Origin of the sequence: Pseudomonas sp. FW305-25 (genome assembly GCF_017351415.1) — a bacterium.
Lineage (GTDB): Bacteria > Pseudomonadota > Gammaproteobacteria > Pseudomonadales > Pseudomonadaceae > Aquipseudomonas > Aquipseudomonas chlororaphis.
Genome location: NZ_JACNDE010000032.1, coordinates 1 through 16,393 on the forward strand (window position 1 = coordinate 1; position 16,393 = coordinate 16,393).

General features: G+C 65.2%; 11 protein-coding genes. 3 read left to right on the forward strand and 8 right to left on the reverse strand.

Annotated elements, in window-relative coordinates:
* Together J4E58_RS24210 and J4E58_RS24215 are read right to left on the reverse strand one after the other, a co-directional pair.
* On the reverse strand, window positions 1–2,435 hold a 2,435-nt coding region (locus tag J4E58_RS24210; RefSeq protein WP_207255335.1), incomplete at its 3' end, for a TonB-dependent receptor.
* 96 nt (window positions 2,436–2,531) lie between these two features.
* Window positions 2,532–4,184: a cyclic peptide export ABC transporter gene (locus tag J4E58_RS24215; RefSeq protein WP_087091758.1), complete on the reverse strand. Its 1,653-nt coding sequence runs from the start codon at window positions 4,182–4,184 to the stop codon at window positions 2,532–2,534.
* 186 nt (window positions 4,185–4,370) lie between these two features.
* Here J4E58_RS24215 and J4E58_RS24220 point away from each other — a divergent pair, with 186 nt between their 5' ends.
* Window positions 4,371–5,234, forward strand: a complete 864-nt coding sequence (locus J4E58_RS24220) for a N(5)-hydroxyornithine transformylase PvdF (protein WP_087091757.1) — start codon at window positions 4,371–4,373, stop codon at window positions 5,232–5,234.
* A gap of 52 nt (window positions 5,235–5,286) precedes the next feature.
* Here the strand turns inward: J4E58_RS24220 and J4E58_RS24225 are convergent, their stop codons facing one another.
* Genes J4E58_RS24225 through pvdM form a run of 3 tightly spaced genes read right to left on the reverse strand, consistent with a single transcriptional unit; the run spans window position 5,287 to window position 8,984 of the window.
* On the reverse strand, window positions 5,287–6,180 hold the full coding sequence (locus tag J4E58_RS24225; RefSeq protein ID WP_085533890.1) for a formylglycine-generating enzyme family protein: 894 nt from the start codon (window positions 6,178–6,180) through the stop codon (window positions 5,287–5,289).
* Between the two features lie 44 nt (window positions 6,181–6,224).
* Window positions 6,225–7,523: an aminotransferase class V-fold PLP-dependent enzyme gene (locus J4E58_RS24230; protein ID WP_087091855.1), complete on the reverse strand. Its 1,299-nt coding sequence runs from the start codon at window positions 7,521–7,523 to the stop codon at window positions 6,225–6,227.
* A 36-nt stretch (window positions 7,524–7,559) separates the two neighbouring features.
* Window positions 7,560–8,984, reverse strand: a complete 1,425-nt coding sequence (pvdM, locus tag J4E58_RS24235) for a pyoverdine-tailoring dipeptidase-like protein PvdM (RefSeq protein WP_087091756.1) — start codon at window positions 8,982–8,984, stop codon at window positions 7,560–7,562.
* 207 nt (window positions 8,985–9,191) lie between these two features.
* Between pvdM and J4E58_RS24240 the strand changes: the two genes are divergently transcribed.
* On the forward strand, window positions 9,192–10,814 hold the full coding sequence (locus J4E58_RS24240; protein ID WP_087091755.1) for a twin-arginine translocation signal domain-containing protein: 1,623 nt from the start codon (window positions 9,192–9,194) through the stop codon (window positions 10,812–10,814).
* A 113-nt stretch (window positions 10,815–10,927) separates the two neighbouring features.
* On the opposite strand, the gene J4E58_RS24245 is transcribed toward J4E58_RS24240, so the two are convergent.
* From J4E58_RS24245 to J4E58_RS24255, 3 genes are read right to left on the reverse strand one after another with little or no spacing between them, the layout of a single operon-like run.
* On the reverse strand, window positions 10,928–12,337 hold the full coding sequence (locus J4E58_RS24245) for an efflux transporter outer membrane subunit (RefSeq protein WP_087091754.1): 1,410 nt from the start codon (window positions 12,335–12,337) through the stop codon (window positions 10,928–10,930).
* A 7-nt stretch (window positions 12,338–12,344) separates the two neighbouring features.
* Window positions 12,345–14,318 (reverse strand): MacB family efflux pump subunit, encoded by a 1,974-nt coding sequence (locus J4E58_RS24250; protein ID WP_087091753.1) that lies wholly within the window; start codon window positions 14,316–14,318, stop codon window positions 12,345–12,347.
* Complete coding sequence (locus J4E58_RS24255; RefSeq protein ID WP_087091752.1) at window positions 14,319–15,491, reverse strand: efflux RND transporter periplasmic adaptor subunit; 1,173 nt, start codon at window positions 15,489–15,491, stop codon at window positions 14,319–14,321.
* Between the two features lie 333 nt (window positions 15,492–15,824).
* On the opposite strand from J4E58_RS24255, the gene J4E58_RS24260 reads away from it, so the two are divergent.
* Window positions 15,825–16,307: a sigma-70 family RNA polymerase sigma factor gene (locus J4E58_RS24260; protein ID WP_037004888.1), complete on the forward strand. Its 483-nt coding sequence runs from the start codon at window positions 15,825–15,827 to the stop codon at window positions 16,305–16,307.
* Window positions 16,308–16,393: the final 86 nt, after the last annotated feature.

The following is a 16,393-nucleotide window of genomic DNA, read 5'->3' on the forward strand; positions in this document are numbered from 1 at the left end:
TCGCCATACTGGTTGGTGCCATAGACCGTGTTGAGGCCGATGCTCTGATAGTACTTCTTGTCGAAAACGTTATTGATGTTCAGGCGGATATCGACATTTTCGCTGGCCTTGTAGCTGGTCATCAGGTCGACCAGAGTGTAGGCCTCTTGTTCGATGCGGAAGTTGGTCGTCGGGGCATAGAAGTTGCTGCCCTGGTTGTAGATGGTGTTCTGGCGATACACGCCGCCACCGATGGTCCAGCGATTGAGGTCGCCGGGCAGCTGGTAGGTGGTGAAGGCCTTGAACACATGGCGCGGGATATCGGTATCGAACAGGCGACCCTTGTTGTCCGGGTTGGAGTCCTTGGTGTATTTGACGGAGGCGTAGGTGTAGCCGGCCCCCAGTTCCCAGCCCGGGGCCAGGGATCCGTTGATTTCCAGCTCGATACCTTGGCTGCGGACTTCGCCCGCGGCTTCATAGCAGGTGGTGCCTGCCGGGGTGCACTGGTTGGGGCTCACTTCCTTGGCGCGGTTTTCCTGGTCGATGCGGAAGATCGCCGCGCTGGCATTCAGGCTGCCGTCGAAGTACTCGCCCTTGATACCCAGTTCGTAGTTCTTGCCTTCGATGGGCTTGAGGGCGTTGTTGGAGGTGTCGAGTTCGGTCTGCGGCTTGAAGATGTCGGTGTAGCTGACATAGACCGAGTGATGTTCGTCCAGGTCATAGATCGCCCCGGCGTAGCGGGTCAGGTGCCGCGTTACCTTGTTGGGCAGGCTGGAGGCATACGGCCTGCCGTTCCAGGCGGTGGTGACGTCGTATTTGTACCAGTCCAGGCGGCCGCCGAGGATCAGCTTGAGGTCATCGGTGAGGTTCAGGCGCGTGGTGACATAGGTGCCTTCCAGCTCGCTGGTGCGGTGCTGCGTCCAGGGGTTGGCGCTCATGTCCGGTTTGGGAATGCCGCTGGGATTGTTCAGGTCGGTATGGGTCTCCAGGTCGATGGGCAAGCCCTTGCCGTTGAACGTCAGTTCGCGCTTGCTGGCGCCCACCACCAGTTCATGGGTACGGCCGAACAGCGAGAACGGCCCGGTGACATAACCGTCGTAGCTGCTTTGCTTGTCCTTGTAGTCGTACCGGCCGATGTTCTGGCCGAACTCATTGTAGTCGGGGCCCATGCGCTCCGGGATGGAGCCGAGCATGCTCAGGTCGGACCAGCTCCTGCTGGCGGCCAGGAGCATTTTCCAGTTGTTGGCGAAGCGGTACTCCAGGCGGGTGAACGCCGTGGTGTTGTCCTGGTCCCAGTATTCCCAGTCGCTGCCCAGGTAAGTGGAGCGCTTGAGGTGCAGGTCGCTGCCGTCCTTGGCCACGGGCAGGCCGCCCCAGGCAGTATTGTTATTGGCGTTCTGGTTGGAGATACCGAAGGTGAAGGTGGTGTCTTCGTTCAGGTCGGCCTCGGTGATGCCATAGAACACCGAGCGCTCGGAGCTGGTGAAATCCTGGAAGCTGTCCTTGGTCTGGTAGGCGGTGACTATCCGGCCACGCAGGGTGCCACTGTCGTTCAAGGCATTGGAGGCGTCGAATTCGGTGCGGTAGTTGTCCCAGCTGCCGGCGCTGCCGGTGAGGGTGACCCGCGGGGTGGCGGTCGGGCGCTTGCGCACCATGTTGACCGCCGCCGAAGGGCTGCCGGCCCCTTGCATCATGCCGGTGGCGCCACGCACCACTTCCACCCGGTCGAAGATCGCCATGTCGGGGGTGGAGTTCATATCCCGGCTGAGGTAGTGGCTCAAGTCATTGGGCAGGCCATCGGTCATCAGGTTTTCGATGGCAAAGCCGCGGGAGTAGAAGGTCGGCCGCTGCGGACCGTCCTTGGTCATGGAAATGCCCGGGGTGCTCTTGAGCACGTCCTCCAGGGTTTTCATGTTCTGGTCATCCATGCGCTGGCGGGTGATGACCGTGACCGATTGCGGCGTTTCCCGGGCCGTCAGGGCCAGCTTGCTGGCGGTCTGCATGGCCCCGGTGGTGTAGGAACCGGTGTCCTCGGTGGTCATGCCCAGGCCCTGGGCGGTGATGGTGCTGGCCCCCAGTTCCAGCGAGCCTGCGGAAGCACGGTTGAGAATGGTCACCGAGTTGCCCTTGAGGGAATAGGCAACCCCCGTGCCATTGAGCAGCACCGCGATGGCCCGCTCCGCCGAATAGCTGCCGGTGAGCGCGTTGCTGCGCTTGCCTTGCACATCGTCAGGGCTGTACAGCACTTGCAGGTTGGCCTGGCGCCCGAACTCCTGCAGGGCCGACGCCATGGATTGCGAAGCGATGTTGAAATGGACTTCCTGGGCCTGGACCTGCGCCATCAAGGGCAGGGTCAGGGCCAGGCCCAGGGTGCGGGAAGCCATTCTCGGCGAGAACGCCTGGCAAAGGAGGGCTTTGGCCAGAGGAGTCAGTCGATGTTGTGCGGGCATGCTCATGTGCTCTTAGGAAGTCCGGCAGATGTAATGATTGTTAATGCTAGTAATTCTCAGTTCTGTCTGTATGACGCACCAGTGGCCATAAACCGGAAACAATCACGCCGGTTGCAGATCAGTCATGACTTTGCCGGCCTTCATGCGCACCAGCTGGTCGGCGATATCGAAGTAACGATCGTCGTGGCTGATGACGATGATGGTCTTGCCCAGGCGCTTGAGGTCCGGCAGCAGCTCGGTGTAGAAAATCCGCCGGAAGGCCGGGTCCTGGTCCGCCGCCCATTCGTCGAACACCAGCACCGGGCGCCCTTCGAGCCAGGCATTGACCAGGGCCAGGCGCTTGCGCTGGCCGGTGGAGAGGTCGGTGGTGGTGAAGGCGCCATCCTTGACACTGACCTTGTGCGCGATTTCCAGGCGGTCCAGGTATTGGCTGGCGCTGTCCAGTGACTGCTGGCCGCTGCCCTGGACCAGGTCGTCGAACAGGTAGTAGTCGGCGAACACGGTGGTGAACAGCTGGCGGTAGTCGTCCCGGGTCGGGTCGGTCACGGCCTCGCCGTTCAGGCGTATTTCCCCGGCCTGGGGTTGGTAGAGCCCCAGCAGCAGCTTGATCAGGGTGGTCTTGCCACAGCCGTTCTCGCCGACGATGAACACGATGTCGCCCTGCTTGATGTCCAGGTTGATCGGCCCCAGGTGGAACGGCTCGCTGCCTTCCACCGCGGGCGGGCTGTAGCTCACGCCACGCAGTTCGAGGCTGTGCACCACGGGTTTCGGCGCTTCGGTAGCGTCCAGCAGCAGATGGGGTTCGGGGGAAGAGAAGCGCTCGGACAATTCGCTGATGCGGCCGAAGGCGATCTTCGCCTTGCCCACCACCGGCAGGTAGGACACCAGGTTTTCCAGCGGGCCTTTCATGTACAGCAGCACCAGCACGAAGCCGGTGATCACGGTCGGGTCCGGGTTCGGGTTGTAGGCCTGCATGGCCAGGGCCAGGCCGATGACCACGAAGAACAGCATCGAGCCGAAGGTCTTGGCCAGGATGTAGATGTTCACCGAACGCACCTGGATCGAGGCGATGCGGTCCGCGGTTTCCCGGATCCGGTGGGTGTTCATCCGGTAGCGGCGCGGGCGGTGCATGCGCAGTTCCTTGGCGCCCGAGGCAATGGCGTTGTAGTAGCGCTGCAGTTCGTCTTCCTGGTCGCGGGCCAGGTCGAAGCCGCGGATCCCCTTGCCGCCGGCCACGTACTGCACGCTGATGCCGATGATGATGGCGACCACCATCATCAGGAACATCGGCACCGACAGGTACGCCAGGTAGCCCAGGCAGCCGAGGGTGACGGTGGCGGCGATGGCCAGCGGGGTGAAGGCGAAGGAGAAGTCGCTGATGGTGTCGACGTCGTGGGTCAGCACCGGGATCAGGCGGTGGGAGCGGTAGCGCTCGATCTGGGTGATGGGCGCCGAGAGCACTTTTTCCCCCAGGTCCTTGCGCAGGGCGGCGATGATCCGCTGGCCCACGTAGTTGGTGCCGATATCCGAGACGATCGAGCTGGTCAGGGCCAGTAGGCACAGGGCGGCGAAGGTCAGCACCACGCCCTGGGTCATGCCGGTCGCCGAGTGCAGGGCGTTGTTGATGGTGGCCAGCAGCAGGGTGATGGCCAGGCCGCCTACCATGCCCAGGGCCACGGAAATCACCACAGTGGTACGAAAGGGTCTGAGCAGGGCGAGCAGTCCGTGAAAGGCTCCGCGCTTGGGGTCGGTCATAAGGGGTTCCCGGCAGTGAATGAAGGGTCGAGGCAGAAAGACCCGTACCCATGACAGACGAACCGTTGGCGGGAGTATTTAGCGCGGCCGCGGGCGTGGATAAATTGCCCGGCGCCTGATTCGTTCTTGTTCTGCAGGTGCACGCGTAACGACGTCGTGCCTGGCCCATTCAGCGAGAGCGAGCAAATGACGAAAAAGAATCTGGTGTATGTCTGGTCCCTGAGGAACGCGGCGGCCGACAAGGCCGGGCAGCCGGTGGCCTATAAGGATCACGAGCGCTACATGAAGTCGGTGCTGGAGTTCCTGGTGGAGACGCTCAACCAGACGCCCCTGGGCGACGCTTATAACCTGGTCGGGGTGGTGTATGACGACGACGAACAGTCGCCACGGGACCGGCAACTGGTGAGCGACTACGGCTTCGCCTATCAGCCCGGCCGGCAATGGTTGTACCCGGCGGACCTGCGCGTGCAGGGGCGCCTGGTCAATGACCTGTTGCTCAGCGTGCCGTCCACCTATCGCCGCCATCCGCGCGGTTCGGCCGAGCACATCGCCGGCAAGCAGGATTTCGAGCGTCGCCTGCACGACACCCTGGTGGACCTTGCGGCCGACATCGTGGTGCTCGACGGCCTGCTGGTGATTCTCGACGAGCTGGTGCGCCCGGGCGCGCCTTTCGCGCGGCGGATCATGAACATCCATCCGGGCATCACCCGCCTCGAGTCGCCTTACGAGCGCCGCGGTGCCTATGCCACCTGGAATGCGCTGTACGGTGCCCGGGGGCAGAAGGTGGTGGACTGGACCACGCGGGAAACCGAGCCGGTCGAGCCGCTGTACATGACCGGCGCTTCGTTCCACTACGTGGACAACGGCATCGATTCCGGCGAGGTGTTCCACGACGTGCTCAACACCGAGATCGCGCCCGAGGACACCATCCTCGAACTGCGCTGGAACAACTTCAACAACAGCTTGTTCCCGGCCTTGCATGAAGGCCTGGCGCTGCTGGCCGAGACGCTGCGCGAGCAGCCGGTTGGCGAATCCCGCGCCGGCGCCTGAGGCTCGCGACGGTCAAGCGCGGCATCGCGCTTGACCGCCGTCGATTGGCCTCTTACTGGTGGCCGGTGCCAGGCTGTTCCAGCTCACGGGCTACGCGAAAGCCCAGGAAGTCGCCGCGAACCTCGCGCTTGCGGCTGTTGCGGTTGCCCGAACGGGAGAACACCGGGGCCTCGCCCCAGTCGTTGCCGCGAATCTGCGCGTCGAGACACACGCCGCCCGAGTCTTCCATCCAGGCGCTGCCATCGGTGGGCGCGCCGACATAGTCGGGGTGCCAGCAGTCGGCGACCCACTCATAGACATTGCCGTGCATGTCATACATGCCGAAGGCGTTGGGCGGATAGCTGCCCACCGGGGAGCTGTAGCTGTAGCCGTCCTTGGGGCCGTAGGTGTTGGCGTGCTTGCTGATCTGGTACTGGCCTTCTTCATCGAACGGGAAGGGGAAGGAGCCGGTGCTGCCGGCGCGTGCGGCGTACTCGCGCTCGGCCTCGCTGATCATCCGGTAGTGCTGGCCGGTCTTCTTCGACAACCACTGGGCATAGGCCTGGACCTCTGCATAGTCGACGCAGACCGCGGGCTGGCGCGGGCCTTGTTGATAACGCGGCTTGCTGGCCTGGCACAGGCGGCCGGGCCGGTCGTCGCCGTCCTTGATCACCGTGCCGGTCTCGCGGATGTAGGCATCCAGCTCGCCGGCGGTCACGTGGAAACGGCTGATGGCGAAGGGCTTGCTGAAGGTCACCTTGTGCAGCGGGCCTTCGTCGGGTTCCCTGCCGACCTCGCCTTCAGGGGAGCCCATGACGAAGCTGCCGGCGGGCAGCACCACCATTTCCGGGCAGTTCTTGCAGTCCTTGAACACGCTGCCGGGCTTGGCGGGTTCGGCGGCCTGGGCAGTGAGGCTGACCAGGCAGCCGAGCAGCGCGGCGAGTGAGGAGCAGGCGATAGGTTTCATCATCAATAACCTTGTGCGATGTAGAGAAAGGAGGTGGACGAGGCTCAGGCGGTCTTGCCGCCGCGCAGTCGCTTGCCCAGCAGGTCCATGGCGCGGTCGATATCCGCCTCGCTGTTGAGCAGGCCAGGCGCCATGCGCACCACGGGTCCCACGTCGCGGTCCACCGCGTCCACCAGGATGCGGTTCTCGATCAGCCAGGCGGCGGTGGCGTCGGTGTCCAGGTTCGGGCCACGGAAGAAGGTGAAGCCGGCGGACAGCTGCGGGCTCAGGGGCGTCACCAGCTCGATGCCCGGCAGTTCCTGCAGGCGTTGCTTGAGGTAGCTGTTGAGTTGGTGGATGCGCGCCTGGACGTTGGCCTTGCCCAGTTGCATGTGCAGTTCGAAGGCCTGGTCCACGGCCCAGCGGTGCTCGAAGCTGTGGTAGCCGCCAGGGGTCATGGTGGTGGCGAAGTCCTGGTTCTCGGAGAAGGTCGCCACCATCGGCGTCAGGTGCTCGAGCTTTGCCGAACGCGAGCAGAAGATCCCGGTGCCCCGCGGGCCGAACATCCATTTGTGGGTGCCGGCGACGAAGAAGTCGCAATTGAGGTCGGCAAAGGTGACGTCCTCCACCCCCAGGCCGTGGACGCCGTCGACGCAGTAGAGAATCCGCTCGCCCTCGTCGCGATTGCGGTTGTGCTGGTCCACCAGCTTGCCGATCTCGCCGATCGGCAGCTTCACGCTGCTGCCCGATTGCACCCAGGTCATCCCCAGGACGCGAGTGTTGGGGCGGATGCTGCGGTCGATATTGCCCAGCACTTCGTCGATGGAGACCTGGTGGGGCGACTTGAACAGCTCGATGGTGCGCACCTGGGTGCCGTCGCGCTGGGAGCGGTACTTGAGTGCGTTGCGGGTCGAGTAGTGTTCATGCACCGTGGTCAGTATTTCCTGCCCGGGGCGCACGTGGATGCCGCCATACATCATGGCCAGGCCTTCGGTGGTGCTGCCGGTCAGGGCCACCTGGGCGGGCTTGATCTGCAGGTAGCGGCCGACGCTCTCGCGCACCTGGGCCTCGTGCTTCCAGGTGTACTGGGTGTCGTAGTCCATGGCCATGGCCGGGTTGCGATCCAGCACCGCGCGGTACTGTTCGATGGCCTCGCGCACGGGCCTGGGGTGCGAGGTGATAAGGAAGTTGGCCAGGTGCACATAGTCCGGGTCGAGGTCGAACAGCTGGCGCAATTGGGCCCATTGCTGGGGGCTGGTGGCAGGTGTGGCGGCGGCCCGGGCCTGGCCGATGGCAAAGCTGCCCAGGGGCAGGGCGGCGGCCAGCAGGCCCGCGTGCTTGAGGAAGGTCCGGCGATTGGTCACGGGAGGGTTCTCGTTCAGGGTTCGGTCGGTCATGGTTCAGTCGGCGACGACGGCGTGTTCGGTTAAGGCATGCTCGACGGCACGATCGACGGCATGTGCGACAGGTTGCGCGGTGGGTTGCGCCGGTTTGGCGAGTTTGCGCACCTGCTCCCAGACGCGCAGGTAGTTCTCGCCCCAGAGCTTGGCGATCTCGATGTCGGTGTAGCCGCGCTGGATCAGCTCGGCGGTGACGTTGCGGTTGTCCGCCACGCTCATCCAGCCGTTGACGCCGCCGCCCTCGTTGAAGTCCGAGCTGATGCCGACGTGATCGATGCCGATCTTTTTCACCGTGTAGTCGATGGCGTCGACATAGTCCTTGAGGCTGGCCTTGGGCTCTTCTTCAAGGATGCCGTACAGGGCGCTGGCGTACTCGCCGAAGCGCTGTTCCGGCCAGATGGTGATGACCGAGTCGCCCGGCATCAGGGCGTTTTCCAGGCCTGGCAGCGGGGCCAGGTCGAAGCGCTTGCGCAGGGCGTTGAGCTTGTCCAGGGTCGGCTGGCTGAGGGGGCGCAGGTAGGTGGAGAAGCCCACGACCTGGACCACCCCGCCGGTGGCCTTGATGACCTGCAGTTCCTTGTCGCTGAGGTTGCGCGGGATGTCCACCAGGGCCCGGGGCGCGGAGTGCGAGGCCACCAGCGGCGCGCGGGTCAGGGCCGCGACATCGTCCAGGGCCTTGCTGGACATCTGCGAGACGTCGATCACCACCCCCAGGTCATTGAGCCGGTGCACGGCCTGCTTGCCGATCGGCGAGAGGCCGCCGAGGGCGTCCCGGGTGTCGTTGAAGAACGGCAGCGGGCGCGAGGAGTCGGCCCAGTCGTTGTTGCCCACATAGCTGAAGCCGAACAGGCGCATGCCGCGGGCGGCCCACTTGTCCAACTGGTCGAGGTCGTCGCCCATGGCATAGGCATTGAGCAGGCTGACCACCACCGCCAGCTTGCCTTCGGAGGCGATGCGGCGCAGGTCGGCGGGGGTATAGGCGATGGCTACCTGGTTGGGGAAGTCGCGCACCAGGCCCTGGATGATCCGGTAGCGGGTCTCGCGCTGGTGCCGGGCTTCTTCGACGAAGCCGGCGGTGGGGCGGTGCGGGGCGTTGGGGCCGTTCCACATTTCCGGCCAGGCGAGAATGCTCAGGGCCACGCCGGACATCCTGCCGCGACCGGCCTTGACCAGGTCGAACTGACGATGGGTGTCCTTGTCCGCCTCGGTGCCTTCGGTGCCGAAGTCCAGGGGCACGGTGACATGGCTGTCGAAGGAGATGATGCGCTCCTGCAGGTCGTTGGCGCGCTTGACGATGTCGCTGGGGTAAGACACCCGGCCTTTCCAGTAGTAGTGCCAGGCGGCCCCGGTACCGACACCGAGTACGGCGACAATAAGTACCAGCAGGCTCAGGTAGAGGGTTTTCTTACCAGGTAATTTGATCATTGCTATCCCAGTCGCAGGCGGGCTGATGACGGGGTCGGGGCTGCAAGCGCAGGGCTTCCAGGTCCGACCTTTTGTGTACATCTATCCGCGATAAACGAGCTGGCCGGCGGCAAATTTAGCGGCCCGGGAGTGGCTCGCCGGTAAATTTCCGAGCAAATCCAACGTTCTAGCTAGATGCGTGACGCGCCACTGGATATAGGTAGAGCGATGAGGTTTTCGAGACGAGGATTTTTGACCGGTCTGGCGGTGACGGGGGCGGCTATTCCTGTGGCGCTCTACACCCGCAAGGAGTTGCAGCGCCAGGACGTGCGCCGTCAGGAAGAGCTGGAAATCACCCCGGGGGAAGCCAAGCTGGAAGTCGCCCTCGATCCGGGCGTGCGTCTCGCCGATCACCTGCGGGGCATCTGGGATATCGAGTTTCTGGACGCCCAGGCACCGCTACCGCGTCGCGGCTGTGAGCTGGTGCTCGATGTCGGTCCGACCGGGCGCGGCCTGCGCGGCTTTCTGGGGCATCCGCAAAGCCTGCGCGGTGACGGTCCGGTGGAGTTTCGGGTGCAGGGCGAGCTGGCGGCGGTGGACGCCGCGAAATTGTGCTGGCGGCTGTTCGCCGCAGGCCAGATCGGCGGCGCGCCCAGCCATGAGTGCCAGGTGGTGCTCGACGAGGTCTGGGCGAGCTGGGGCAATGCCGGCAGCGGCACCCTCAGTGGCAGCCTGCAGTCGTTGCAGGTGTCGCCCTTGGCGCCGGTCTCCGCGGTGCGCTTCGTGGCGCGCAAGCGGGCCTTTCCCGCGGCCCGGGAGCAGAACGGCCTGAGCCCCGAGTTGCTGGCCTGGCTGGTGTCGCCGCAGCATCGCCTGTTCCACCAGCTCTGGCATGCCTCGCGGGATCGCTGGCATTCCTTGCCCAAGGACAAGCAAAACAGCCTGCGGGGGCTTGGCTGGCAGCCGGGACCGCTCAAGCACGAGCGCGATGCCCGTGGACGACGCAAGCATCGCAATGCCTCGGGAATCGACTTCCTCTTCATGCACCGGCACATGCTGTTGCAGGCCCGTTCGCTACAGCCGGACCTGGTGTCCTGGCAGCAGCTGCCCTTGCCGTCGCCGCGCCTGGAGCAGGATCGCCAGGGCTTTATCCGCTACTACGAAAACCACGACGGCTGCTCGGTGCCGCCAGCCTGGATCGCCGACGACGATGAAGAGTTCACCCGCTGGCTGCATGGCTTGAAGAGCGATGCGGCCTTTTATGGCAATTTCCAGGTCTGGGAGTCGCAGTACCAGGACCCCGAATACCTCAGCCGCCTGACCCTGGGGCAGTTCGGTTCGGAGGTCGAGCTGGGCCTGCATGACTGGTTGCACATGCGCTGGGCCGATGTCGCCCGGGACCCTGCCAACGGCATGCCGGTCATGGAGGCCCGGGTTTCCTCGGACTTCGCCGGACGCTGGTACCTGGCGCAGAACGACTTTCTCGGCGACCCGTTCTCGTCCCATGTGCATCCGATGTTCTGGAAGTTCCATGGCTGGATCGACGACCGCATCGACGATTGGTTCCGCGCCCATGAGCGCTTCCATCCCGGCGAAGTGCTGCGTCGCGAGGTCAACGGTGTGCCGTGGTTCGCGCCCGGGCGCTGGGTCGAGATCGACGACCCCTGGCTGGGGGCCTCGACCCATGGCTGCGGCCCGCTGGGCAACGCGCCTGGCGAGATGTCGCTGGAGATGGACCAGGAGGTCATGAAGCTGGCCCTGCGTATCGCCCTGAGCCGTGACGAGGAGGTGCCACAGCTGCTCAAGCGGGCACCGCGGCGGCCCTGGTACGCCCAGCACCTGAAGTTGTGAGCCGGTAAGGCCGCGGCGCGGGTCCTGTCGCAGGGCCCGCGCCGTTGTGTTTTCTGGAGCGCTTTATTGGGAGACTCTGTTATTGAGAGGCTCTTTATTTACAGGCTCTGGGTTCAGAGGCTGTTGGTTTCGAGCGTCTTCCAGCCACCGCCCAGGGCTTTGTACAGGGCAATGCTCGACTGCACCCGGGACAGCCGCAGTTGCACGTTCTGGTCCTGGGCGGCGTACAGGGTGCGCTGGGTTTCCAGCACGGTGAGCAGGTCTTCGGCGCCAGCCTGGTAACGGCTCTGGGCGATTTCGAAGGCCCGCTGCGCCTGATTCAGTTCTTCGCCTTGCCATTGCCGCTGCTGGTCCAGGCCGCGAATGCTGTTGAGGGCCTTTTCCACATCGGCGAAGCCATTGATGATTGCCCCGCGATAGCTTTCCAGCAGTTCCTGCTGGCGTGCCGTGGCCCTGTCGCGCTCGGCGCCCAGGCGGCCGTTGTTGAAGATCGGTGCCACCAGTGCAGCGGTCAGGTTGTAGAAGGGGCTGCGTAGCACGTCATCGAACGTGTTGGCGCCGGAGCCGAGGTTGGCGGTCAGGGTCACGTTGGGCAGCATCGCCGCCCGTGCCACCCTGACATCGGCCCGGGCCGCCGCCAGCCGGGCTTCGGCGCTGGCGATATCGGGGCGGCGGGCCAGCAGGTCGCTGGGCACTCCGGCATCGATGTCCGGCCAGTTCAGTTGGGCGAAAGGCTGGTCGCTCAGGGTCAGGCTCTGCACCGGCCGGCCGAGGAGGGCGGCGAGGGCGATCAGGGCTTCTTCGGCCTGTTGCCGGACCTGCGGCACCTGGCGCTGCTGGGCCGCCACTAGGCTTTTCTGCTGGGCCAGCTCGAGGGCGGTGGCCGAGCCCGCGTCGTAGCGGGTCTGCACCAGCCTGAGCACGCTCTGCGCATTGGCCAGGTTGAGCTCGGCAATCCGGCTCTGTTCCCGCAGCGACAGTACCTGGGCGTAACTGTTGGCCACGCCGCTGAGCAGGGTCAGTTCCACGGTGGCCCGGTCGAACTCGCTGGCCTGCAGGCCCAGCAGGGCGCTGTCCCGGGCGGCGCGCTTGCCGCCCCAGAAATCGATTTCATAGGTGGCGCTCAGACCGGCATTGAAATAGTCCACGGCCTTGTTGTTGCTGTTGGTGTCCAGCTGGCTGTAGCCGCTGCCCCGCAGGAGCTTCTGCCGGTTGGCGTTGAAGGTGCCGTTGACGGCGGGCAGCAAGGGCGCGCCGGCAATGACGGCGCTGGCCTGGGCCTGCTGGACCCGGGCCATGGCCGCCGCCAGGTCGTGGCTGCCGGCGCGGGCTTCGGCGATCAGGCGGTCGAGTTCCGGGCTGCCGAATTGCAGCCACCAGCGTTGATCTTGCTGGCGTGGCGGGAGGCTGGCGGCGGAGTGCCAGGCGGCGGGGGCTTGCAGGCCGCTGTCCGGGCGCGGCGCCGGGCTGCTGCAGGCGGCCAGCGCCAGGCTGGCGGCCAGGAGGGTCAGGTGCACTTTCATAGGTCGATCATTCACTGGTAAGGGCCTTGACCGGATCGAGCCGGGCAGCTTTACGGGCTGGCATGAAGCCGAAGGTGACGCCGGTGATCAGGGCGCAGCCGAAGGCCCCCAGTATCGCGGCCAGGGAGAAGGCCACGGCCACCTCGCTGAGGATCAGGATGCCGCCGATGATCAGCGCCACGCCGATCCCGGCCAGGCCGCCGACCACCGAGAGCATCACCGCCTCGGTGAGGAACTGGCGCAGGATGTCGCGCTGGCGGGCGCCGGTGGCCATGCGGATGCCGATCTCCCGGGTGCGCTCGCGCACGGTCATGAGCATGATGTTCATCACCCCGATGCCGCCCACCAGCAGCGAGATCGCGGCGATGGCGCCGAGCATCAGCGACAGGGTGTTCTGGGTCCGTGCCTCGGCCTGGATCATGGCGGCGTTGTTGGTCAGTTCGAAGTCGCGTTTGCCGCCGTGCATGCGCAGCATCAGTTCGTCGATTTCGCGTTCGGTCTGCTTGACCCGGCTGGCATCGGCGGCGGCAATCGCCACGTACTGCGGGTTGTGGTCGCCGAACAGGCGGATGCTGGCGGCGGAGTAGGGCACGGCGATGCGGTCGTCGCTGTCGCTGTCGCCGGAACTGGCGCCCTTTTCCGAGAGCACGCCGACCACCTGGAACGGCACGTTCTCGATCAGGATGTATTGGCCGATGGGGTTGGCCACGTCCTTGAGGAGTTTTTCCCGGACCTTGTGGCCGATCACCGCCACCGCCGCCGCCGAGCGTTCGTCGGCGTCGCTGAAGTAGCTGCCCTGGGCCACGGGCCAGTTGAAGATCTCCGGGAAGTTGGTGTCGTTGCCACCCACATAGCTCATGTAGTCGGCGTTGCCGAAGCGGACCCCGGCCTTCGCGCCATTGACCGGCATGATGCGTTTTACCTGGGGCAGGTTGGCCAGGGCCGCGACGTCGTCCAGGGTGACGATGCCCTCGGGCGTGCGCGGGTTGGGCGAGTAGCCGCTCAAGTAGATGATGTTCGAGCCGAAGGCGCCCATCTGCGCCATGACCTGGCGCTTGCTGCCTTCGCCCACCGCCAGCATCACCACCACCGAGGCCACGCCGATGACGATCCCCAAGAGGGTCAGGGCGGTGCGGAAGCGGTTGATCCACATCACCCGCCAGGCCGCCTGTACGGCGTCCACCAGCTCGCCTTTCCAGGCGCCGTTGTGTTCGCTGCCGTCGGCCAGGCGCTGGCGCAGGTCCACTGCCTGCAGGGCGCCGCTGTTGGCGCTGGCCTGGACCTCGGGGTGCTCGTCGGCGGTGTCGCTGACGATCTCGCCGTCGCGGATTTCGATGATGCGCTTGGCCCGCGCCGCGACTTCGCGGTCGTGGGTGATGAGGATCACCACATGGCCCTGGCTGGCCAGTTCGTCGAGCAGGCTCATGACCTCGGCGCCGCTGTGGCTGTCGAGGGCACCGGTGGGTTCGTCGGCGAGGATGATATGGCCGCCGTTCATCAGCGCGCGGGCGATCGACACTCGCTGCTGCTGGCCGCCGGACAACTGGTGCGGGCGGTTGCCGGTGCGGCTGGCCAGGCCCAGGCGGTCGAGCAGGGCGGCGGCGCGGGCGTGGCGCTCGGCCGCCGGGGTGCCGGCATAGATCGCCGGCATCTCGACGTTTTCCTGGGCCGAGCCGGACGGAATCAGATGGTAGCCCTGAAACACGAAGCCGAAGGCCTGGCGACGCAGCCAGGCCAGTTCGTCGCTGTCCAGCCGGGCGACGTTTTCCCCGGCGAACAGGTACTCGCCCGAGGTCGGGCGGTCGAGGCAGCCGAGAATGTTCATCAGCGTCGATTTGCCGGAGCCGGAGGCGCCGACGATGGCGACGAACTCGCCGGCGTGGATCGACAAGTCGATGCCACGCAGCACGTCCACTTGCGGCGTGTCGCCGCCGCCATAGGATTTGCGGATGCCCTTGAGGTCGATCAGCGGGGTTTGCATTCAGCCTCCGCTGCTTTGCGCGGGACCGATCAGCAAGTGATCGCCTTCGGCGAGGCCGTCCAGGACCTGGATGCGCAAGCGGTCGCTGATGCCGACCCGTACCTTGCGCTCCTCGATCGAGCCGTTTTTCGCCACCACCCGGGCCAGCTGGACGCCGCTCTCGGTGCTGCCCTGCAGGGCGGCGATCGGCGCGGTGAGAACGTCCTGCGCGCGCTCGGCGACAAAAAACACCTGGGTGGTCATCTCGGCCATCAGCGCGTTGTCGGCGTTATCCACATCCAGCAGCACGGTGTAGAGCACCACGCGGCCACTGCCGCTCTTGCTCGAACTGTTGGGGCTGCCGCTGCCCTGGCTGCTTTCGTTCAGCGGCTTGGGCGGGATCGGCAGGATCTGCCGCACGGTGCTGGTCCAGCGCCGGGCGCCGCCGCTCAAGGTGGTGAAGTAGGCGGTCATGCCCGGCTTGACGTGGCCGATATCGGCTTCGGAGACCTCGGCCCAGACGGTCATCGGCGACAGCCGGGCGATGCGCAGGATCAACGGCGTCTGTTGCTGGGCGTTGAGGGTCTGGCCTTCGCGGGCGTCCACCGCGACCACGGTGCCGGACATCGGCGCGTAGATCCGCGTATAGCCCAGCTCGGCCTGGTCGCTGCGCAGGCTGGCCTGGGCCTGGCGGATCTGCGCCTGGATCATGTCGATCCGCGCCTGGGTGGCCTTGAGTTCGGCGCGGGCGGTCTGCACGTCTTCGTCGCGGGTCGCACCGCCGGCGGCGAGGTTCTGCTGGCGCTGGTACTTCTGCCGGGCCAGCTCGTTCTGCGCCCGCTGCTCTTGCAGCTGGGCCTGCAGGTTCTCGATGGAGAAACGGCTGGCGTCGAGCTTGGCCTGCTGGGTGGCGGGGTCGATCTCCACCAGCAGCTGGCCTTCCTTGACCGGGTCGCCGGCCTCGACGTGGATCTTGCGGATCTGCCCGGACGCCTGGGCACCGACGTCGACATAACGCCGCGGTTGCAGGGTGCCCAGGGCGGTCACGCTGCTTTCGATGGTGCCGCGGCTGACTTGCACGGTGGCGAACTGGTCGCGTCCCGGCGGCAGGATCTGCCAGGCGGCGAGGGCGACGATGGGAATCAGACACAGGGTGACAAGCAGGGCGCGTCGGGTATGACGGGGACGTTTCATGCAGGGTTCCGGCCAATGGAAGTCGGCCCGTCGTCCGGCCTGGCCCAGGGGGTGGGCAGGGCTGGAGGCTGTCGCCAGAGCGACAGATACGGGGAGCTGTCAGGTAGACGAGAAGCGCCGGAGGGAATTTAAGTCATGACACATGGCGTTACAGGTGCGGGGTTACAGGTTAGGCGACGAAAATAAAACCGGCGAATCGACACAGCACTTTAAATCTATATGAGAATTACTATAAATTACACCACTTCTAAACTGCCATCATCGAATCGCCTGCCCAGGGGCGGAGTGCCAGTTGTGCTCAAGGACAAAAGCCGCGTATCGCGGTCGGGAGTCATGTTGGAAAACTACTATCGCGAGCTGGTGTGTTTCCTCAACGCCAAGCTGGGCAACCTGCAGGTGGCCGAAGATGTGGTGCATGACGCTTATGTGCGGGTGCTGGAGCGTTCCAGCGACACGCCGATCGAGCAACCGCGGGCCTTCCTCTACCGCACGGCGCTGAACCTGGTGATCGACGGCCATCGGCGCAATGCCTTGCGCCAGGTCGAATCCCTGGATGTGCTGGACAATGAAGAGCGCTTCTTCAGCCCCTCGCCACACACCAGCATCGACCATGGCCAGCGCCTGGACATGCTGCAACGGGCGCTGGCGGAGCTGCCGGCGCTGTGCCGGGAAAGTTTCCTGCTGCGCAAGCTCGAAGGCCTGTCCCACCCCGAGATCGCCGAGCGCCTGGGGATTTCCCGCAGCCTGGTGGAGAAGCACATCGTCAATGCGATGAAACATTGCCGGGTGCGGGTCCGGCAGTGGGACGCCCATTGATCCTTCTTTGTTAAATTTTTTTTCACTGTCCTCGTTCCTACTCAACAGACGACCTGCTGCCTCGCCATGGGCCGATCAGGTCACCG

Coding starts and splice junctions, on each gene's coding strand:
- J4E58_RS24215 (WP_087091758.1), bottom strand. CDS start 4,184: ATGACCGACCCCAAGCGCGGAGCCTTTCACGGACTGCTCGCCCTGCTC.
- J4E58_RS24220 (WP_087091757.1), top strand. CDS start 4,371: ATGACGAAAAAGAATCTGGTGTATGTCTGGTCCCTGAGGAACGCGGCG.
- J4E58_RS24225 (WP_085533890.1), bottom strand. CDS start 6,180: ATGAAACCTATCGCCTGCTCCTCACTCGCCGCGCTGCTCGGCTGCCTG.
- pvdM (WP_087091756.1), bottom strand. CDS start 8,984: ATGATCAAATTACCTGGTAAGAAAACCCTCTACCTGAGCCTGCTGGTA.
- J4E58_RS24240 (WP_087091755.1), top strand. CDS start 9,192: ATGAGGTTTTCGAGACGAGGATTTTTGACCGGTCTGGCGGTGACGGGG.
- J4E58_RS24245 (WP_087091754.1), bottom strand. CDS start 12,337: ATGAAAGTGCACCTGACCCTCCTGGCCGCCAGCCTGGCGCTGGCCGCC.
- J4E58_RS24250 (WP_087091753.1), bottom strand. CDS start 14,318: ATGCAAACCCCGCTGATCGACCTCAAGGGCATCCGCAAATCCTATGGC.
- J4E58_RS24255 (WP_087091752.1), bottom strand. CDS start 15,491: ATGAAACGTCCCCGTCATACCCGACGCGCCCTGCTTGTCACCCTGTGT.
- J4E58_RS24260 (WP_037004888.1), top strand. CDS start 15,825: ATGTTGGAAAACTACTATCGCGAGCTGGTGTGTTTCCTCAACGCCAAG.